Source organism: Enterobacter sp. BIDMC93 (assembly GCF_001037805.1).
GTDB lineage: Bacteria > Pseudomonadota > Gammaproteobacteria > Enterobacterales > Enterobacteriaceae > Enterobacter > Enterobacter hormaechei_C.
Window position 1 is genome coordinate 239,057 of sequence record NZ_KQ089962.1, and the last position, 20,188, is coordinate 259,244.

The following is a 20,188-nucleotide window of genomic DNA, read 5'->3' on the forward strand; positions in this document are numbered from 1 at the left end:
TCAGGCGAAATAACTCAGAAGCGAATTGATCACCGTACGCTGGTTCACCGGCGCGAGGTTGTAGAACAGGGGCAGGCGGAGCAGACGTTCGCTCTCTTTGGTGGTGTAGCGGTCTTCACCGGCAAACATCCCGAAGGCTTCGCCAGCCGGGCTGGAGTGCAGCGGAATATAGTGGAATACCGCCATAATTTCCGCCTCTTTCAGCCAGGCAATCAGCTTGCTGCGATCGTCGTTATCGCGCAGCTTGATGTAGAACATGTGAGCGTTGTGGATGCAGTCTGCCGGAATAGTCGGCAGTTCAATACGTCCGGCTTTTGCCAGCGGCTCCAGCGCGTCGTAGTAGGTTTGCCACAGGGAGAGGCGTTGCAGATTGATTCGCTCTGCCGCTTCCAGCTGCGCCCAGAGATACGCGGCCTGCAAATCCGCCATCAGGTAGCTTGAGCCGATATCGCGCCAGGTGTACTTATCCACCTGACCGCGGAAGAACTGGCTGCGGTTGGTCCCTTTTTCACGGATCACTTCCGCACGCTCCACCAGGGCACGATCGTTAATCAGCGTCGCGCCGCCTTCGCCGCCTGCGGTGTAGTTTTTGGTTTCGTGGAAGCTAAAGCAGCCGATATGACCAATGGTGCCCAGCGCGCGCCCTTTGTAGGTGGACATCACGCCCTGCGCGGCGTCTTCCACCACAAACAGGTTGTGCTTTTTAGCGATGGCCATGATGGAGTCCATCTCACAGGCCACGCCTGCGTAATGCACCGGCACAATCGCCCGCGTTTTATCGGTGACCGCCGCTTCAATCAGCGTTTCGTCGATGTTCATAGTATCCGGACGGATATCCACAAACACGATTTTCGCCCCGCGCAGGACAAACGCGTTCGCCGTGGAGACGAAGGTGTAGCTCGGCATGATCACTTCATCGCCGGGCTGGATATCCAGCAACAGCGCCGCCATCTCAAGCGATGCGGTACAGGACGGCGTCAGCAGTACCTTGGCACTGTGAAAACGTTGCTCCATCCACTGCTGGCAGCGGCGGGTAAAACCGCCGTCACCACAGAGCTTGCCGCTGCCCATAGCAGACTGCATGTAATCAAGTTCAGTGCCCACAACGGGAGGCGCGTTAAATGGAATCATCTTGTCACCTGTATAACCAGTAGGCGGTGGCGTCGATGCTGGCACCACTCGCAATATAACGTTTAAGCGCAGCGGTGTTGCCCATCTGGGTTGCGACCCGCAGCGTCGATACCTGTTGTTGCTCCGCCCAGTGCAGCGCCGCCTGCATGAGTTTCTCGCCCATGCCGCGCCCGGCTAACAATCCGATGCGCGCCTCGTGCTCGTTGAGCCTGCGAAGCGAAACAAAACCCTGAATCTGCCCCCCGGCAGTACGGAACACCAGACAGACGTGGTCAAACGTGCCTTTGACCGCATTCTCTATCCACTGGGCATAAAAGCGGCCGCTGTCATCGGGCGCATACCAGGGCGCCCGGAAACGGCTCTGAGCGAAGGCCAGCGCCGCCATCTTGCGCAGCGCGGGGATATCCTGCTCCGTTGCAATTTCCGCGCCCGGTGAGGCGTGGAGAGCCACGGTAACAGAGAGATCAACCTCACCCTCGACCAGCCGGAATCCGTGCTGCTGGAGGGCGTCCAGCAGATCGGCGCGGTCCGCCGGGATCTTAGCCTGTACGCGCTGCCAGGCGCTGAAGTCTGCTTCCTGCAACGCAGGGGCATTGTCGCGCAGACGCACTATCGCTGAGGGACGCGCAAAGAATGCGCTTTCCCACTCAAGGGACTCCAGCACGCCGTTGAGGATACTCAACGCCACACTCCTTTGGTATCAACAACATACTGCTGACGTACGGCATCACCGGAAACCGCTTTGAACGCATTGTGATCCACCAGCAGCACCAGCACATCCGCCGTCGCCAGCGCGTCATCCAGGGCGGTAAGGGTGCAGTGACCGGCAAGTTTTGCCGGCAGCGCATGAATATTCGGCTCAACCACCAGCGTTTCACCGCTGTGCCAGGCAGCGATCATTTCGGCAATTTCCATCGCCGGGCTTTCGCGCAGATCGTCAATATTCGGTTTGAATGCCAGACCAAAGCAGGCAATTTTCAGCTCACTGGCGCGTTTGCCGCTGTCGGTCAGGCAATCCGCGACCGTGGCTTTGACCTGGTTGATGACCCAGTGCGGTTTGTGGTCGTTTACTTCGCGTGCGGTGCGAATCAGGCGTGCCTGTTCCGGGTTCTGCGCCACGATAAACCACGGATCGACCGCGATGCAGTGCCCACCCACGCCCGGCCCCGGCTGAAGGATGTTCACGCGGGGGTGACGGTTGGCAAGGCGAATAAGTTCCCAGACGTTAATCCCCTGATCGGCGCAAATCAACGACAGTTCATTCGCAAACGCGATATTAACGTCGCGGAAGCTGTTTTCGGTCAGTTTGCACATCTCGGCGGTGCGGCAGTTGGTCACCACACATTCGCCTTCAAGGAAAATTTTATACAGCTCGCTGGCGCGCGCGGAGCAGACTGGCGTCATGCCGCCAATCACGCGGTCATTTTTAATCAGTTCCACCATCACCTGGCCGGGCAGTACGCGCTCAGGACAGTAGGCGATATTGATATCGGCCTCGTCGCCCGCCTGCTGCGGGAAGCTGAGATCGGGACGCGCCTCGGCCAGCCACTGCGCCATCTGCTCGGTAGCCCCAACAGGTGAAGTGGACTCAAGAATAACCAGCGCCCCTTTCTTCAGCACAGGCGCAATGGATTTTGCCGCCGCCTCGACGTAAACCATGTCAGGCTCATGATCGCCTTTAAAGGGCGTTGGAACCGCAATCAGGTACGCATCGGCTTCTACCGGCGTGGTGCTGGCGCGCAGGAAGCCACCGTCCACCGCCTTTTTCACCACACGATCGAGATCGGGCTCCACGATATGAATTTCGCCACGGTTGATGGTTTCCACCGCGTGCGCGTTGATATCTACGCCAACGACCTGCTTTTGACGAGAGGCAAAGGCCGCCGCAGTAGGCAGCCCGATATAGCCAAGACCAACAACAGAGATGGTAGAAAAACTCATAGTGTTACCCGATTGTGTTTAAGTGCGTGCAAAATACGACCACAAGCCTGCCCGTCACCGTACGGATTGTGGGCCCGGCTCATCGCCTGATACTCTTCATCGTCATGCAGTAAGCGCGTGACCTCTTCGACAATACGACGCGGATCCGTTCCCACCAGACGCACGGTACCGGCAGTAACCGCTTCCGGGCGTTCGGTGGTTTCACGCATCACCAGTACCGGCTTACCGAGGGAGGGCGCCTCTTCCTGAATGCCGCCAGAATCGGTCAGGATCAGCCAGGCGTGGTTCATCAGCCAGACAAATGGCAAATAGTCCTGCGGCTCGATCAGGAGCACGTTTTCCACGTGGCCCAGGATACGGTTGACCGGTTCGCTGACGTTCGGGTTGAGGTGCACCGGATAGACAATCTGCACATCCTCGTTCTGCGCGGCGATTTCAGCCAGCGCGTGGCAAATTTGCTCAAAGCCACGGCCAAAGCTTTCGCGGCGGTGGCCCGTCACCAGAATCGTTTTCTTGCCGTTGTTCAGGAACGGATAGCGCGCAGCAAGTTCTGCCTGAAGCTCGCTGTTAGCCAGCACGCGGTCACGCACCCAAATCAGCGCATCAATGACCGTATTGCCGGTGACAAAGATCTTGCTGTCGCTGATATTTTCGCGCAGCAGGTTTTGGCGTGAGTTCTCGGTTGGCGCAAAATGGTACATCGCCAGGTGACCGGTGAGCGTACGGTTGGCCTCTTCCGGCCACGGGGAATAGAGATTGCCGGTACGCAGACCCGCTTCAATATGACCAACGGGGATACGCTGATAGAACGCGGCCAGGCTGGTCGCCACGGTGGTGGTGGTGTCGCCGTGCACCAGCACCACATCCGGCTTGAACGACTCCAGAATAGGCTTTAATTCTTGCAGAATACGGCAGGTGATTTCCGTCAGTCCCTGTCCCGGTTTCATTATATTGAGATCGTAATCCGGGACGATAGAAAAGAGGGTTAAGACCTGATCGAGCATCTCACGGTGCTGGGCAGTCACGCACACTTTCGCTTCAATATCAGGATCTCTGGCCAGCGCATGAACCAGAGGCGCCATCTTGATGGCCTCCGGCCTGGTGCCAAATACGGTTAGTACTTTCACATCGATTCTCTTCGATTAGACGATGAAGGACGCAGCCTTCATCGTAGACGGCGTTCTTAGTTTGTGCGGCGACGCAATAACGCTACACCAGCACCAGTCAGTGCGCCCACAATCCCCCACATGATCATCAGGAATGCGCGACGCGGACTATCGCGTTTTACAGGCTCTTCAGGCGTTCTTAAATAACGATAGGTCTGAAAACGCGGGTCCAGCGTTGGACCGACGTTGAGCGTATTGAGCATGGCGCGGTTTTGGTCGTAATCAAGGTCAAAGTCAGGGCCAACGGCCTGGATATTTTCCAGACGTGCCTGAAGCATTGGGCGACCAAGAAGGAACATTTCTGAATCCGGGAGTTCGTCAGCCGGAACATCCGTTTCGCTACGGGAAATATTGTGCTGTTCCGCAATCTTCAGCGCCTGCTCAATATTATGTACGCGACGGGCGAAGATAGCCTTAGCGACCTCTTCCTGACGTTTGACCTGCGCTTTCATCTGAATAGTACGCGCAGCCCAGGCGCCTTTCAGCTCGTCATTCAGATGACTGGCCGCGCGCTGGCTGGCAAAAGCAACGTACTGACGCAACAGGTTATTGGCGTCCGGCGCCGTTTCCGCAATCAGCTTCACGCTGTCGCTAACGTTACGGAGTACATCGCCAGGCATAAACTGAATGTTATTAATCAGGTCATCCAGCAGCGCGGCATCCGCTTTGCTGTTACCGACCATACGCTGCTTGTAGTAGTCCGTCTGGGACCAGAAATCGCGACGTGTATCCCACGACGCCAGCTGCATCACAAACTCTTTGTAGGATTCATCCATCACCGAGGCCTGATCCGGGGTCGCCAGATTGGCCTTGATATCAAGATTACGCAGGAATTGCTGCTGGGAGTAGTAGCCTCCAAGCATATTCACCGTTGGTCGGTCTGTGATCGCCGTGGCGCTCCACTCTTGTTTTGCAAAGAAGGTGTAGGCAAGCGCTAACAGCGCGAACCCCAGGGCAATCCCCACAATCCACAGTTTGCCCTGCCATAACACGCGAAACAAACCACGAATATCCAGCTCGTTCTCAGTGCCCACTGATTTCGCTCCCGCCAACGGTTGAGTCATCATAGTCCCGGTTTTACTTAGTTAATGTTGTGTTTTTGCCACTGTTCCGACGCATCCTGCGTTTTAAACGTTTAATAAAACGCGCGACTTTCCATGCACGCTTGATGCAGTAACCGTACATGAAAAATGCTAGCAAGAATAATACCAACATTACCCATTCAGGAATGAAATGTGCGTATTCCGCGGCAACGCCAATCGCAGCCAGAATAGCAGCCGCAAGCGTAATCAACACAAATGCCTGACGAGACGTGAAGCCGGCGCGCATAATCAGGTGATGAATATGCTGCCGATCGGGAGAAAACGGGCTCATCCCTTTACGCAGACGGCGGTACATAATAGCGACCATGTCCATCAGCGGGATGGCGATAATCCAGAGAGCCGTTACCGGGCTGATAGGGTGCGTTTTACCCTGCGTGGTCTCCAGCAAGACCCAGATAACCGTAAAGCCAATCAGGGTACTGCCCGCATCGCCCATAAAGACTTTATAGCGACGCCCTAACACACCCAGATTCAGGCAGATGTAAGGCAGGATGGCGGCAATCATGGCAAAGCACCACATTGACAGGCTGTACTGGCCGTCAAACCATAAGATGATGCCGATAGCGCCAAACGAAACAGAGGACAGCCCACCGAGCAGACCGTCTATACCGTCAACCATGTTAAAGGCGTTGATAGCCGCCCACACGGCAAACAGCGTCAGGAAGAAGCCGAATGGCCCAAGCACCAGCTCCCAGGGACCAAACACGTAGCCCAGGCTTCTTAGATAGAGGCCGCCTACCACCATCATAATGATGCCAATGGCCGCCTGTACCGTCGCGCGGAACTTCACGCTGATATCAAAACGATCATCAAGGGCGCCGACCAGTACCAGCACACCGGCACATGCCAGGTAGAGTGCGGCATGGGGGATATAGTAATCCGCGATCCCGAATGTGAAACAGATGCCTGCGTATACCGAAATGCCGCCCACCAGTGGAATAAGCCCCTGATGACGTTTACGGAAGTTCGGTTTGTCCACTAACCCAATTCTTTTTGCTACCTTGCGCGCAATGAACAAAAAACAGGTTGTGAATAAAAAAATACTGATCAGCTCAGTTACAGCAGTGAGTAGATTCACAATGGATTGCTCTCAACAAATGTTAGTCCCGGAAGTATAACCATGAAGCCTCTGCCTCAGAAGGATTAAAGATGGCTCATCACAACTCCCTTTGTATGTTTTTCAATCAATTATTTCTTTGACTGTGCAAACCTTCTTATTGTCGCACCGACAGGTCTAAATTGGGAGTGTGTGGTAATAGCGTATAGTCCATAAATAAAAAACGCCACGTAAAAACGTGGCGTTTACTGGGATTATTTGCGTTACGAGCGTTTCATCATGTCGAAGAAATCGTCGTTCGTTTTGGTCATCGCCAGTTTGTTAATGAGGAATTCCATTGCGTCGATTTCGCCCATTGGATGGATGATTTTACGCAGGATCCACATTTTCTGAAGCTCTTCCTGAGTGGTAAGCAGCTCTTCTTTACGGGTACCGGAACGGTTGTAGTCGATCGCCGGGAAGACGCGTTTTTCTGCGATTTTACGAGAAAGGTGCAGTTCCATGTTGCCTGTACCTTTGAACTCTTCGTAGATAACCTCGTCCATTTTGGAGCCGGTATCGATCAGCGCCGTCGCGATAATGGTCAGGCTACCGCCCTCTTCCACGTTACGCGCCGCACCGAAGAAACGCTTCGGACGATGCAGGGCGTTAGCATCCACACCACCGGTCAGTACTTTACCGGAAGCCGGCACCACGGTGTTGTAGGCACGCGCCAGACGGGTAATGGAGTCGAGCAGGATGATCACGTCTTTCTTGTGCTCAACCAGGCGTTTCGCCTTCTCGATAACCATTTCCGCAACCTGAACGTGGCGAGAAGCAGGCTCGTCGAAGGTAGACGCAACCACTTCCCCTTTCACCAGACGCTGCATCTCGGTCACTTCTTCCGGACGTTCGTCAATCAGCAGCACCATCAGCACACAGTCTGGATGGTTGTAAGCAATGCTCTGCGCGATGTTTTGCAGCAGCATGGTTTTACCGGCTTTTGGCGGCGCCACAATCAGACCACGCTGGCCACGACCAATTGGCGATGCCAGATCCAGCACACGAGCGGTTAAGTCTTCAGTAGACCCGTTACCACGCTCCATGCGCAGACGAGAGTTAGCGTGCAGCGGCGTTAAGTTCTCGAACAGGATCTTATTGCGGGAGTTTTCCGGTTTGTCGTAGTTAACTTCGTTAACCTTCAACAGCGCAAAGTAGCGTTCACCCTCTTTTGGAGGACGAATCTTACCTGAAATGGTGTCACCAGTGCGGAGGTTGAAACGGCGGATTTGGCTAGGGGATACGTAGATGTCGTCAGGGCCGGCGAGGTAGGAGCTGTCTGCGGAGCGGAGGAAACCAAATCCGTCTTGCAGTATCTCCAGCACACCGTCGCCAAAGATATCTTCGCCACTCTTAGCGTGCTGCTTCAGGATGGCGAAAATGATGTCCTGCTTGCGCATACGAGCCTGGTTTTCCAGTCCCATATTTTCGCCGAGAGTGATCAGCTCAGAAACCGGCGTATTCTTTAATTCGGTAAGATTCATAATGGTGTGGGTTCTTAAACTCGGGGTGATTCTCGAACTTAATGTTGTGAATGGTATGGCAGGGTCATCCATGCCTGTTTAGCGGCCATCACCTCATGTCTGTTCGCTGTCTGGTCACAGGGAAAGAACGCAGAACTGAAACGACAAGACGGATTGAGTGACAAGCCCGGAATCTAGCAACTTCACGCACTGTTTAAGTTAACAACGGGAAGTATCGGGTAAAACAAGATTCAAACAACAAGATATGTTTAAAACGTAGTCATAGCTAACTTAGCACGACTAAAGCCGGGCGTCCAGAGCTCGCCGTTAATTAGGCGTTCTGGACGCTCAGCTGAGAAACCTTACGCCAGGTTAGCGTCCAGGAACTCTTTCAGTTGACCTTTGGACAGTGCGCCCACTTTGGTCGCCGCCACGTCACCGTTCTTGAACAGCAGCAGGGTCGGGATGCCACGGATACCGTATTTTGGCGCGGTGCCCGGGTTCTGGTCGATGTTCAGCTTGGCAACGGTCAGTTTGCCCTGATATTCGTCAGCGATTTCATCCAGAATCGGAGCGATCATTTTGCAAGGACCACACCATTCAGCCCAGAAATCAACGAGGATCAGCCCGTCAGCTTTAAGTACGTCCGTGTCAAAACTGTCGTCAGTCAGGTGAATAATTTTATCGCTCATATATAACTCCACAGGAATAAGCCTGGTACGTTGGTTTTGTCTCCACCAACGACGTGTTGATGTCGCATTAACCAACTAAAGGTTGACTTTATTTCACCGGATACGCTTTCGTAAAGCAATAGTAAGCTGATATTCTACCACACTATGAGCAAAACACATTTAACAGAACAGAAGTTTTCCGACTTCGCCCTGCACCCAAAGGTGATCGAAGCCCTTGAAACTAAAGGGTTTCATAACTGCACGCCCATTCAGGCTCTCGCCCTGCCGCTGACGCTGGCCGGTCGCGATGTTGCAGGGCAGGCGCAAACCGGTACTGGCAAAACGATGGCGTTTTTAACGTCAACGTTTCATTATTTACTTTCTCACCCGGCGATTGCAGACCGCAAAGTTAACCAGCCGCGCGCGCTAATTATGGCCCCGACGCGAGAACTGGCGGTACAGATCCACGCAGACGCTGAGCCCCTGGCGCAAGCCACCGGCCTGAAACTTGGCCTGGCCTATGGCGGCGACGGCTACGATAAACAGCTGAAAGTGCTGGAAAGCGGCGTCGATATCCTGATTGGGACCACCGGCCGTCTTATCGACTACGCCAAACAGAACCATATCAACCTCGGCGCAATCCAGGTCGTGGTGCTGGATGAAGCAGACCGCATGTACGATCTGGGCTTCATTAAAGACATCCGCTGGCTGTTCCGCCGTATGCCTGCGGCAAACCAGCGTCTGAACATGCTGTTCTCCGCAACCCTGTCATACCGCGTACGTGAACTCGCATTCGAGCAGATGAACAATGCCGAATATGTTGAAGTGGAACCGGAGCAGAAAACCGGGCACCGCATTAAAGAAGAGCTCTTCTATCCTTCTAATGAAGAGAAAATGCGCCTGCTGCAAACCCTGATCGAAGAAGAGTGGCCGGATCGCGCGATTATCTTCGCGAACACCAAACACCGCTGTGAAGATATCTGGGGTCACCTGGCGGCAGATGGGCACCGTGTGGGCCTGCTGACCGGCGACGTGGCGCAGAAAAAACGCCTGCGCATTCTCGACGAATTTACTCGTGGCGACCTTGATATTCTGGTCGCGACCGACGTGGCGGCCCGTGGCCTGCACATTCCAGCCGTGACGCACGTCTTTAACTATGACCTGCCAGATGACTGTGAAGACTATGTACACCGTATCGGTCGTACCGGTCGTGCCGGCGCAAGCGGTCACTCCATCAGCCTTGCGTGTGAAGAGTATGCGCTGAATCTTCCGGCCATTGAGACCTACATCGGTCACTCTATTCCACAGAGCAAATACAATCCGGACGCGCTGTTGAGCGAACTGCCGCCACCTAAGCGCCTTACCCGTCCACGCTCCGGCAATGGTCCGCGTCGTTCCGGCGGTGCACCGCGTAATCGTCGTCGTTCAGGTTAAAAAATATGCTCAGCTCCACCTCGCTTTATGCGGCAATTGATCTCGGTTCGAATAGTTTTCATATGCTGGTTGTGCGCGAGGTGGCGGGAAGCATACAAACGCTGACGCGCATTAAGCGCAAGGTCCGCCTCGCGGCGGGCCTGAGCAGCGATAATCACCTCTCCCCGGAAGCCATGGAACGTGGCTGGCAGTGTCTGCGTCTGTTTGCAGAACGTTTGCAGGATATCCCGCTCAGTCAAATTCGCGTTGTTGCCACGGCGACTCTTCGTCTGGCGGTTAACGCTGGCGATTTCATTGCCAGAGCACAGGAAATTCTGGGCTGCCCGGTGCAGGTCATCAGCGGTGAAGAAGAAGCGCGTCTGATTTATCAGGGTGTGGCGCATACGACCGGCGGCGACGATCGTCGTCTGGTGGTCGATATCGGTGGCGCCAGTACCGAACTGGTCACGGGCACAGGCGCGCAGGCGACGTCACTGTTCAGCCTGTCGATGGGCTGTGTGACCTGGCTGGAACGCTACTTTACCGATCGAAACCTTGCCAAAGAGAATTTTGACGAGGCGGAAAACGCGGCGCGTGCGGTCCTGCGCCCGGTCATGGACGAACTGCGCTATCACGGCTGGAAAGTGTGTGTCGGCGCGTCCGGAACCGTTCAGGCGTTGCAGGAAATCATGATGGCACAGGGAATGGACGAGCGGATCACGCTTGCCAAACTCCAGCAGCTTAAACAGCGCGCCATCCAGTGTGGTCGTCTGGAAGAGCTTGAAATAGAAGGGCTGACGCTCGAACGCGCGCTGGTTTTCCCCAGTGGGCTCGCCATTCTGATCGCCATTTTTACTGAACTCAATATCCAGTGTATGACCCTGGCAGGCGGTGCGCTGCGCGAAGGTCTGGTCTACGGAATGCTGCACCAGTCGGTCGATCAGGACATCCGTAGCCGTACGCTGCGTAACGTTCAGCGCCGCTTTATTGTGGATATCGACCAGGCACACAGAGTGAGTCAACTGGCGTCACTGTTTGCCGATCAGGTGAAAAAAAGCTGGGATATTGAACCGTTAAGCCGCGATCTGCTGCTAAGCGCCTGTGCGCTACATGAAATTGGTCTCAGCGTGGAGTACAAGCAGGCACCGCTGCACGCGGCCTGGCTGGTGCGTAATCTCGATTTACCGGGCTATACGCCCGCCCAGAAGAAGCTGCTGGCCACCCTGCTGCTAAATCAGACTAACGCCGTCGATCTCTCTTCCCTTCACCAGCAGAACGCTGTGCCGCCGCGCGTGGCGGAGCATCTGTGTCGTCTGCTTCGCCTGGCGATCCTGTTTGCCAGCCGGCGTCGTGATGATTTGCTGCCAGCCATTACGCTGGCGGCAGACGATGAGAAACTGACGCTGACGCTACCGGAAAACTGGCTTGAGGATCATCCGCTTGGGGCGGAACTGATTGAGCAGGAGTACCAGTGGCAGAGCTATGTGCACTGGGCGCTTGATGTGAAGTGACCCTTTGAAGCGTGCCGGGTGGCGGCTTCGCCTTACCCGGCCTGCAAATAGTTATCCCTTCTCTTTGGCTTTTGCCAGCATCGCGCGAATGTTTGCCACGTTTGCCTGCCCTTTGTGCATACGCTCTTCAGCGGTAATGACTTTACGCTCCTGCTCCCAGATAAGATCGTCCTGAGGCAACTCCAGCAGAAAACGGCTCGGCTCCGGGCGCACCAGCTCACCATACTGACGGCGCTCTTTGCACAGCGTAAACGTCAGCTCCTTCTGCGCACGAGTGATCCCCACGTAGGCCAGACGGCGCTCTTCGTCGACGTTATCTTCATCAATGCTGCTCTGGTGCGGCAATAAGCCCTCTTCCATCCCCACCAGATAGACATACGGGAACTCCAGCCCTTTCGAGGCATGTAACGTCATTAGCTGAACCTGATCGGCCTCTTCTTCGCTTTCGCCGCGCTCCATCATATCGCGCAGCGTGAAGCGGGTGACCACCTGCGTCAGGGTCATGGGCTCGTCAATCTCAGATCCTTCAAGCATTTCGGTCATCCAGCTGAAGAGCTGGTTAACGTTTTTCATCCGCATCTCGGCTGCTTTCGGGCTGGCGGAGGTTTCATACAACCAGGATTCGTAATCAATGCCGTGGATCAGATCGCGAACTGCCGCCACAGGCTCGCGCTCAGCCAGACGCTGCACCTCACCCAGCCAGTGGGTAAAGCGGGTTAAGGCGTCATAGCCGCGCCCGGTCAGGGTCTGGCTCAACCCCATATCGAAGCTGGCGGTGAACAGACTTTTGTTGCGGGTCATCGCCCATTCACCCAGCTTTTGCAGCGTCGCAGAGCCAATCTCGCGTTTCGGCGTATTCACGATGCGCAGGAAAGCGCTGTCGTCATCCGGGTTGGTCAGCACGCGCAAATAGGCCAGCAGATCCTTGATTTCCGGACGCGAAAAGAACGACGTACCGCCGGAGATTTTGTAGGGAATGCGGTTCTGCATCAGCATCTTTTCAAAGACGCGCGACTGGTGGTTTCCGCGATAGAGGATCGCGTAATCCTTGTATTCCGTTTTGTTGACGAAGTGATGGGCAATCAGCTCGCCCGTTACGCGCTCCGCTTCGTGCTCTTCGTTGTTGGCGCTGAGCACTTTCAGCTCGGTGCCGTAACCCAGTTCGGAGAACAGGCGCTTCTCAAAGACGTGTGGGTTATTGGCAATCAGGATGTTCGCCGCCTTCAGGATACGCCCGGAGGAACGGTAGTTCTGCTCCAGTTTAATCACCTGCAACGCCGGGAAGTCTTTGCTCAGTAGCACCAGGTTTTGCGGACGCGCGCCGCGCCAGGAGTAAATCGACTGATCGTCATCGCCTACGACGGTAAAGCGCGCACGCTGCCCTACCAGCAGCTTCACCAGCTCGTACTGGCTGGTGTTGGTATCCTGGTATTCATCCACCAGCAGGTAACGGATTTTGTTCTGCCAGCGCTCGCGCACCTCTTCATTCCGCTGAAGCAGCAGCGTCGGCAACAGGATCAGATCGTCGAAATCCAGGACGTTACAGGCTTTCATATGCGCGTCGTACAGACCGTAGCAGTGGGCAAAGATGCGGTCGCGCTCGCCTTTGGCGCTTGCCGCTGCCTGGGCCGGCGTCATCAGATCGTTTTTCCAGTTCGAGATCGTCGAGATCAGCTGTTGCAACAGCACTTTGTCATCTTCGATCAGCCCTTCCGTCAGCTCTTTAAGCAGCGCCACCTGGTCGGTGTCATCGAAGAGAGAAAAGTTGGACTTCATGCCCAGCGCCGCGTATTCGCGCTTGATAATATCCAGACCCAGCGTGTGGAAGGTGGAGATCATCAGCCCGCGCGCCTCTTTACGGCCCAGCGTCTGGCCGACGCGCTCTTTCATCTCACGCGCCGCTTTGTTGGTAAAGGTGACCGCCGCGATATGGCGCGCCTGGTATCCACAACCCCGAATTAAGTGGGCGATTTTGTTGGTGATCACGCGTGTTTTACCGGATCCCGCTCCCGCCAGCACCAGGCAGGGTCCGGTGACGAATTCGACAGCTTGTTGTTGTCCGGGGTTTAAACGCATAAATGATCACTCAATGAAAGTCGGGAGAGGAGGAAAAACGCGTGGTAGTATACCGATCGTAAACTAGTCGACTCAAGGCACGATCATGGCAAAAACAGCAGCAGCACTGCATATCCTTGTTAAAGAAGAGAAACTGGCACAGGATCTGCTCGAACAGATTAAAAACGGCGCCGACTTCGGCAAAATGGCGAAGAAACACTCGATTTGCCCGTCAGGCAAACGCGGTGGTGACTTAGGCGAGTTCCGCCAGGGCCAGATGGTTCCGGCGTTTGATAAAGTGGTCTTCTCCTGCCCGGTGCTGGAGCCAACCGGCCCACTGCATACGCAGTTCGGCTATCACATTATCAAAGTGTTATACCGCAACTAATCAAAAGCCCGGTGCATTGACTCACCGGGCTTTTTTATTTGGCTGTTCCGGGGTTCAGATGCCGTCGCCGTATTCGAAGGTGTGATGAATACCGTTGAAGTGCTGATCCATATCCATCGACGGCTTATCGCTGTCTGGCTTACCGACGATGCGCGCCGGGACGCCAGCGGCGGTGGTGTGCGGCGGTACAGGCTGGAGCACAACCGACCCCGCGCCAATCTTCGCGCCGCGTCCGACTTCAATATTGCCGAGGATTTTAGCGCCCGCGCCAATCATCACCCCTTCACGAATTTTCGGATGGCGATCGCCGCTGGTTTTACCGGTACCGCCCAGCGTAACGGATTGCAGGATCGACACGTCATCTTCGATCACCGCCGTTTCACCAACAACAATGCCGGTGGCGTGATCGAGCATGATCCCGCGGCCAATTTTCGCCGCCGGGTGAATATCGACCTGGAAGGTCACGGAAACCTGGTTTTGCAGGAAGATGGCCAGCGCGCGGCGTCCCTCATTCCATAACCAGTGGCCGATGCGGTACGCCTGTAAGGCATGGAAGCCTTTGAGATACAGCAGCGGCGTGGAGTATTTATCCACCGCCGGGTCTCGCGTGCGCACAGCCTGGATGTCGCAGGCGGCAGAAGCAATCATCTCCGGATCTGCGGCGTAGGCCTCTTCCACCACTTCGCGAATCGCGATAGCAGGCATGATAGGGGAAGCCAATTTATTGGCGAGCATATAGCTCAGGGCGCTGCCGAGATTTTCGTGCTTAAGTAGCGTCGCGTGATAGAAACTGGCCAGCATGGGCTCACAGTCGGCCAACGCTCGGGCTTCGGCTTTAATATTATTCCAGACGATATCCAGTTCTTCACACGGCATTGCTTGCTCCAGACGATAGTTAATGACCAGCCAGTTCTGCGCTGGCTGGGTCATTCAGGTGACGATACTTCCCGGCTAATTGCTGCTGCGCTCGTCCTTGCGCGCACGACCTAATAAGGTCAATGCTGCCTCGCGCGCATTTTTTCCGCAATACAATACCTGATAAATTTCCTCGGTTATTGGCATTTCGACACCGAAACGGTGCGCCAGTTCGCGAACTTCTTTGGTATTGCGATAGCCTTCAACCACCTGACCAATCTTCTCCTGCGCGCTTTTTACATCGCTGCCCTGTCCGAGCATCATGCCAAAGCGGCGGTTACGCGACTGGTTATCGGTGCAGGTCAGCACCAGGTCGCCCAGCCCTGCCATTCCCATAAAGGTGGCCGGATCGGCACCCAGCGCTTCGCCCAGGCGGGACATTTCGGTCAGGCCACGGGTGATCAGCGCAGTACGCGCATTCGCGCCGAAACCGATGCCGTCAGACATCCCGGCCCCGATGGCAATGACGTTCTTCACCGCGCCGCCCAGCTGCACGCCGATAAAATCGGGGTTGCTGTACACGCGGAAGCTTTTGCCGCAGTGCAGCAGTTGCTGAAGATCGTCGGAAAATGCCTGGTCGGTGGACGCCAGCGAAATCGCCGTCGGCAAGCCCGCAGCCAGCTCTTTGGCAAACGTCGGCCCGGAGATCACCGCCAGCGGGATCGCTGTTCCCAGCGCTTCGCGGGCAACGTCCTGCAACAGACGTCCGGTTTCCGCTTCCAGCCCCTTCGTCGCCCACACAATACGCGCATCCGCACGCATCAGCGGCTTAATCTGACGCAGGACTTCGCCAAACACATGGCTTGGCACCACAATCAAAATATTGCGGCTGGCCGCCAGCGCGGTCGCGAGGTCGCTTTCCAGATACAGGGAGTCAGGGAACGGAACGTCCGGGAGAAACGCCACATTGCAGCGGTCGTGTTGCAACGTCGCGATATGTTTTGGATCGTGGCCCCACAGGACCACGTCGTGACCATTTCTTGCCAGGGTGATGGCAAGAGCGGTGCCGTAAGAGCCGGCACCGATCACAGTCATTGACGCATTAACAGTGCTCATCAGGCATCCTGATGTTGTTCGGTACCTTCGCCAGCCTGCTGCTGTAGATAGTTCATGAACAGCGCATCAAAGTTTACTGGCGCAAGGTTCAGTTGCGGGAATGTACCGCGAGAAACCAGGCTGGTGATGCATTCACGGGCATACGGGAACAGGATGTTCGGGCAGTATGCACCCAGGCAATGCGCCATCTGGTTGCCTTCGATGCCGCCGATGGAGAAGATACCGCCCTGCTGAACTTCGCACAGGAATGCGGTTTCTTCGCCCAGAGAGGCGGTCACGGTGACACGCAGTACGACTTCATACACATCATCCGCCAGCTGGGTGGATGCGGTATCCAGATCAAGTTTAACCTCTGGCTGCCAGTCTTTCTGGAAAACGTGCGGCGCATTTGGCGCTTCGAAAGAGACATCCTTGGTGTAGATGCGCTGGATCTGGAAAGTCATCTCGGTGTTGTTTTGTTCTGACATGGAAAAACCCTTTTTAATTGTCCTAAAGTCTCTAGCTCAGCAGCGGATCGAGTCCACCACGGGCGTCGAGCGCATACAAGTCATCACAGCCGCCAATGTGCTGCGCATCAATAAAAATCTGTGGAACCGTTGTGCGACCACTGCGTTGGATCATCTCTTCGCGTTTAATCGCGTCACCATCGATCGGCAGTTCCTTGAACGTTACGCCTTTGCTGGACAGCAGCGCTTTCGCTCGGTGGCAGAACGGGCACGTTGCTTTGGTGTAGATCTCAATATTGGCCATCACTTAACTCCTTATTTACCGCGCACTAAAGGAAGATTCTCCCCGCTCCAGCCGGAGATGCCTTCTTTCAGCACCGTTACGTTTTCAAAGCCTGCTTTATGCAGTGCGCTGGCAGATTCCTGCGCCTGCATGCCAGTGCCGTCAACAACAATAATCGGCTGGGCTTTATGCTTCTCCAGCTCACCAATGTTGTTCGCTTTAATTTCCGCGGGCAGCAGGTTGATAGCACCTGCGATGTGGCCCTTGCGGAAATCGTCGCGCTGACGCAGATCGACAACCACGGCGTCCTCTTTGTTGATCAGACGTGTCGCTTCACCGCGGGTGATCACCTTAATTTTAGACGTCAGTCCCTTAAATGTGGTGAACAGTACAGCGACCAGCAGGCCAATCCACGCGATGCTCAGAACCGGGTGGCGGCTAACGAATTGCATAATTTCTTGCATGGGGGGTAACAACTCCCGACTAAGTGATTAAAAAAACCAGGACAGGAGTATACCTGTGCGCTGTGGCAAATACAGCCAGCGACATAAAGCTAATCTATTTTCTGCGGCATGCCACGTAAAAAAAGCCTCAAAATGGCCTGAGAACAGCCTTGCCCCCGCGCTTTCTTTGATCTTCTGCGGCTATTTTATCGATTCAGCTGTAGTAAAATTACGCAAATTTTTTGTCTCTTGAGCATGAGGTTGTCGCAATGTCGGTTTCTAAAAAACCTATGGTACTGGTGATTCTGGATGGCTATGGCTACCGTGAAGATCAACAGGATAACGCCATTTTCAACGCCAAAACCCCGGTTATGGATGCGCTATGGGCAAAACGTCCCCACACCCTGATTGATGCGTCTGGCCTGGAAGTGGGTCTGCCGGATCGTCAGATGGGCAACTCTGAAGTGGGTCACGTTAACCTGGGTGCGGGCCGTATCGTTTATCAGGACCTGACGCGCCTGGACGTTGAAATCAAAGAACGTACATTCTTTGCCAACCCAACGCTCACCGGAGCGGTTGATAAAGCCGTTGCCGCAGGCAAGGCCGTTCACATTATGGGTCTGCTCTCTGCGGGCGGCGTTCACAGCCACGAAGATCACATCATGGCGATGGTAGAACTGGCCGCCGAGCGCGGTGCGGAAAAAATCTATCTGCACGCCTTCCTGGATGGTCGCGATACGCCGCCACGCAGCGCAAAAGGTTCTCTTAAAGCGTTTGAAAATAAATTTGCCGCACTGGGCAAAGGCCGCGTGGCGTCCATCGTTGGCCGTTACTATGCCATGGACCGTGACAACCGCTGGGACCGCGTTGAGCAAGCCTATGATCTGCTGACCCTGGCAAAAGGTGAGTTCCAGTTCCCGACCGCCGTTGAAGGCCTGGAAGCGGCTTACGCGCGTGATGAAAACGACGAATTTGTGAAGGCAACCGTGATCCGCGCTGAAGGCCAGGCCGATGCCGCCATGGAAGATGGCGATGCGCTGATCTTCATGAACTTCCGTGCTGACCGCGCGCGCGAAATCACCCGCGCCTTCGTCAACAGCGATTTCGACGGTTTCGCCCGTAAGAAAGTGGCGAAGATCGATTTCATCCAGTTGACTGAGTATGCAGCGGATATCAAAGCCCCATGCGCGTATCCACCCGCTTCCCTGGAAAATACCTTCGGCGAGTGGATGGCGAAAAACGATAAAACGCAGTTGCGCATCTCCGAAACTGAGAAGTATGCGCACGTGACCTTCTTCTTTAACGGCGGCGTAGAAGAGCCGTTTAAAGGCGAAGACCGCATCCTGATTAACTCGCCGAAAGTCGCCACTTACGATCTCCAGCCAGAAATGAGCTCTGCGGAGCTGACCGAAAAACTGGTGGCCGCGATCGAAAGCGGTAAATACGACACCATCATCTGTAACTATCCGAATGGCGACATGGTGGGCCACACCGGCGTGATGGAAGCAGCCGTTAAAGCTGTTGAAGCGCTGGACCACTGCGTTGAGCAGGTCGCAAAAGCGGTTGAATCCGTGGGCGGCCAGCTGCTGATCACCGCTGACCACGGTAACGCAGAACAGATGCGTGATCCGGCAACCGGTCAGGCGCATACCGCCCATACCAACCTGCCTGTTCCACTGATTTATGTAGGTGATAAATCAGTGAAAGCTGTGGAAGGCGGCAAGCTTTCCGACATCGCGCCAACCATGTTGTCGCTGATGGGTATGGAAATCCCTGAAGAGATGACTGGCAAGCCGCTGTTCATCGTGGAATAATCGCTCCCCATGAGGGGAAAGGCGATTTTTTCAATCACATGGGTCGTGAAGCCGCTTCGGTTATCAGTCAGACCTCTGCTTTGCGCCAGCGCACTCAGCGCTGGCGTATTGCTGTGCGCCGCATCCGCCCACGCGGATGACCGCGATCAGCTTAAATCCATTCAGGCCGATATCGCCGCCAAAGAGCGTGCGGTACGTCAGCAGCAACAGCAGCGCGCCACCCTGCTCGCCCAGCTTAAAAAGCAGGAAGAGGCCATTTCCGCCGCCGCGCGTAAGCTGCGTGAAACACAAAACACCCTTGCCCAGCTCAATAAGCAAATCGATGAAATGAACGCGTCGATTGCGAAACTGGAGCGTCAGCGCGATGCCCAGGAGCGGAACCTTGCTGCACAGCTTGATGCTGCTTTCCGTCAGGGTGAGCACACAGGCCTTCAGCTGATCCTCAGCGGTGAAGAGAGCCAGCGTGGTCAGCGTTTACAGGCCTATTTCGGCTATCTAAACCAGGCGCGTCAGGAGACCATTGCGCAGCTGAAACAGACGCGCGAAGAAGTCACCACGCAAAAAGCCGAGCTGGAAGAGAAGCAGAGCCAGCAGCAAACGCTGCTCTACGATCAGCAGGCGCAGCAGGAGAAGCTTGAGCAGGCGCGCAATGAGCGTAAGAAGACGCTCGCCGGGCTGGAGTCCTCTATCCAGGCAGGACAAAGCCAGCTGAGCGAAATGCGCGCCAACGAATCCAGACTGCGTAACAGCATTGCCCGGGCAGAAGCCGCGGCCAAAGCGCGCGCCGAAAAAGAAGCGCGTGAAGCGCAGGCGGTGCGTAATAAGCAGCAGGAAGCCTCCCGGAAAGGCACCACCTACAAACCGACTGAAAATGAACGTTCCCTGATGTCGCGTACCGGCGGCCTCGGCTCCCCGCGTGGTCAGGCTTACTGGCCCGTTCGCGGTACGATCCTGCATCGCTATGGCGAACAGTTGCAGGGTGAGCTACGTTGGAAGGGGATCGTTATCGGTGCGTCTGAAGGTAGCGAAGTGAAAGCCATCGCCGATGGCCGCGTGATCCTGGCCGACTGGCTACAGGGTTATGGGCTCGTGGTGGTGGTTGAACACGGTAAAGGCGATATGAGTCTTTACGGCTACAACCAGAGCGCGCTGGTCAGCGTTGGCACTCAGGTGCGCGCGGGTCAACCCATTGCCCTTGTGGGCAGCAGTGGCGGTCAGGGCCGCCCGTCACTCTATTTCGAAATTCGTCGTCAGGGTCAGGCGGTCAATCCACAGCCGTGGTTGGGAAGATAG

Annotated in this window: 19 protein-coding genes; 5 read left to right on the forward strand and 14 right to left on the reverse strand. The window is 55.4% G+C overall.

The features are described 5' to 3' along the window. From rffA to trxA, 8 genes are all read right to left on the reverse strand, one after another. Entirely contained in the window at positions 1-1,131 is a 1,131-nt protein-coding gene (gene rffA / locus SK58_RS01100; RefSeq protein ID WP_047718499.1) for a dTDP-4-amino-4,6-dideoxygalactose transaminase, read from the reverse strand. A gap of 4 nt (positions 1,132-1,135) precedes the next feature. Further along, positions 1,136-1,813, reverse strand: coding sequence for a dTDP-4-amino-4,6-dideoxy-D-galactose acyltransferase (gene rffC / locus SK58_RS01105; protein WP_032646798.1), 678 nt, complete (start codon positions 1,811-1,813; stop codon positions 1,136-1,138). After that, the gene (gene wecC / locus SK58_RS01110) at positions 1,810-3,072 is read right to left on the reverse strand and encodes a UDP-N-acetyl-D-mannosamine dehydrogenase (protein ID WP_048219231.1); all 1,263 of its coding nucleotides are present in this window, start codon (positions 3,070-3,072) and stop codon (positions 1,810-1,812) included. The genes rffC and wecC overlap by 4 nt, the downstream gene beginning before the upstream one ends. Then, positions 3,069-4,199 (reverse strand): non-hydrolyzing UDP-N-acetylglucosamine 2-epimerase, encoded by a 1,131-nt coding sequence (wecB, locus tag SK58_RS01115; RefSeq protein ID WP_006812390.1) that lies wholly within the window; start codon positions 4,197-4,199, stop codon positions 3,069-3,071. The genes wecC and wecB overlap by 4 nt, the downstream gene beginning before the upstream one ends. Positions 4,200-4,255: 56 nt before the next feature. Then, entirely contained in the window at positions 4,256-5,302 is a 1,047-nt protein-coding gene (wzzE, locus tag SK58_RS01120; RefSeq protein WP_017693953.1) for an ECA polysaccharide chain length modulation protein, read from the reverse strand. 13 nt (positions 5,303-5,315) lie between these two features. Beyond that, the gene (wecA, locus tag SK58_RS01125) at positions 5,316-6,419 is read right to left on the reverse strand and encodes a UDP-N-acetylglucosamine--undecaprenyl-phosphate N-acetylglucosaminephosphotransferase (RefSeq protein ID WP_001050933.1); all 1,104 of its coding nucleotides are present in this window, start codon (positions 6,417-6,419) and stop codon (positions 5,316-5,318) included. Between the two features lie 242 nt (positions 6,420-6,661). After that, positions 6,662-7,921 (reverse strand): transcription termination factor Rho, encoded by a 1,260-nt coding sequence (gene rho, locus SK58_RS01130; RefSeq protein WP_001054528.1) that lies wholly within the window; start codon positions 7,919-7,921, stop codon positions 6,662-6,664. 341 nt (positions 7,922-8,262) lie between these two features. Further along, the gene (gene trxA / locus SK58_RS01135; RefSeq protein WP_006812392.1) at positions 8,263-8,592 is read right to left on the reverse strand and encodes a thioredoxin TrxA; all 330 of its coding nucleotides are present in this window, start codon (positions 8,590-8,592) and stop codon (positions 8,263-8,265) included. Positions 8,593-8,736: 144 nt separating this feature from the next. Here trxA and rhlB point away from each other — a divergent pair, with 144 nt between their 5' ends. Further along, a complete protein-coding gene (gene rhlB / locus SK58_RS01140; protein ID WP_006812393.1) occupies positions 8,737-10,005 on the forward strand; it encodes an ATP-dependent RNA helicase RhlB in 1,269 nt (422 codons plus the stop codon). A 5-nt stretch (positions 10,006-10,010) separates the two neighbouring features. Further along, positions 10,011-11,495: a guanosine-5'-triphosphate,3'-diphosphate diphosphatase gene (gene gppA, locus SK58_RS01145; protein ID WP_017383602.1), complete on the forward strand. Its 1,485-nt coding sequence runs from the start codon at positions 10,011-10,013 to the stop codon at positions 11,493-11,495. Between the two features lie 51 nt (positions 11,496-11,546). Here gppA and rep read toward each other — a convergent pair whose 3' ends face one another. Continuing rightward, positions 11,547-13,571, reverse strand: a complete 2,025-nt coding sequence (rep, locus tag SK58_RS01150) for a DNA helicase Rep (RefSeq protein WP_015570023.1) — start codon at positions 13,569-13,571, stop codon at positions 11,547-11,549. Positions 13,572-13,656: 85 nt separating this feature from the next. Between rep and ppiC the strand changes: the two genes are divergently transcribed. Next, on the forward strand, positions 13,657-13,938 hold the full coding sequence (gene ppiC, locus SK58_RS01155; RefSeq protein ID WP_048219235.1) for a peptidylprolyl isomerase PpiC: 282 nt from the start codon (positions 13,657-13,659) through the stop codon (positions 13,936-13,938). Between the two features lie 54 nt (positions 13,939-13,992). Here the strand turns inward: ppiC and cysE are convergent, their stop codons facing one another. From cysE to SK58_RS01180, 5 genes are all read right to left on the reverse strand, one after another. Continuing rightward, positions 13,993-14,814 carry a serine O-acetyltransferase gene (cysE, locus tag SK58_RS01160; protein ID WP_022646641.1) on the reverse strand — a complete coding sequence of 274 codons (822 nt, stop codon included), beginning with the start codon at positions 14,812-14,814 and terminating at the stop codon, positions 13,993-13,995. A 75-nt stretch (positions 14,815-14,889) separates the two neighbouring features. Then, the gene (gene gpsA, locus SK58_RS01165) at positions 14,890-15,909 is read right to left on the reverse strand and encodes an NAD(P)H-dependent glycerol-3-phosphate dehydrogenase (protein WP_006812398.1); all 1,020 of its coding nucleotides are present in this window, start codon (positions 15,907-15,909) and stop codon (positions 14,890-14,892) included. Next, the gene (gene secB, locus SK58_RS01170; RefSeq protein ID WP_014168079.1) at positions 15,909-16,376 is read right to left on the reverse strand and encodes a protein-export chaperone SecB; all 468 of its coding nucleotides are present in this window, start codon (positions 16,374-16,376) and stop codon (positions 15,909-15,911) included. Before secB ends, gpsA begins: the two co-directional genes overlap by 1 nt. Before the next feature lie 31 nt (positions 16,377-16,407). Then, complete coding sequence (gene grxC / locus SK58_RS01175) at positions 16,408-16,659, reverse strand: glutaredoxin 3 (RefSeq protein WP_003860837.1); 252 nt, start codon at positions 16,657-16,659, stop codon at positions 16,408-16,410. Between the two features lie 11 nt (positions 16,660-16,670). Then, positions 16,671-17,102 (reverse strand): rhodanese-like domain-containing protein, encoded by a 432-nt coding sequence (locus SK58_RS01180; protein ID WP_017383604.1) that lies wholly within the window; start codon positions 17,100-17,102, stop codon positions 16,671-16,673. A 248-nt stretch (positions 17,103-17,350) separates the two neighbouring features. Here SK58_RS01180 and gpmM point away from each other — a divergent pair, with 248 nt between their 5' ends. Next, positions 17,351-18,895 carry a 2,3-bisphosphoglycerate-independent phosphoglycerate mutase gene (gpmM, locus tag SK58_RS01185; protein ID WP_040117060.1) on the forward strand — a complete coding sequence of 515 codons (1,545 nt, stop codon included), beginning with the start codon at positions 17,351-17,353 and terminating at the stop codon, positions 18,893-18,895. Between the two features lie 33 nt (positions 18,896-18,928). Next, entirely contained in the window at positions 18,929-20,188 is a 1,260-nt protein-coding gene (envC, locus tag SK58_RS01190; protein ID WP_026094345.1) for a murein hydrolase activator EnvC, read from the forward strand.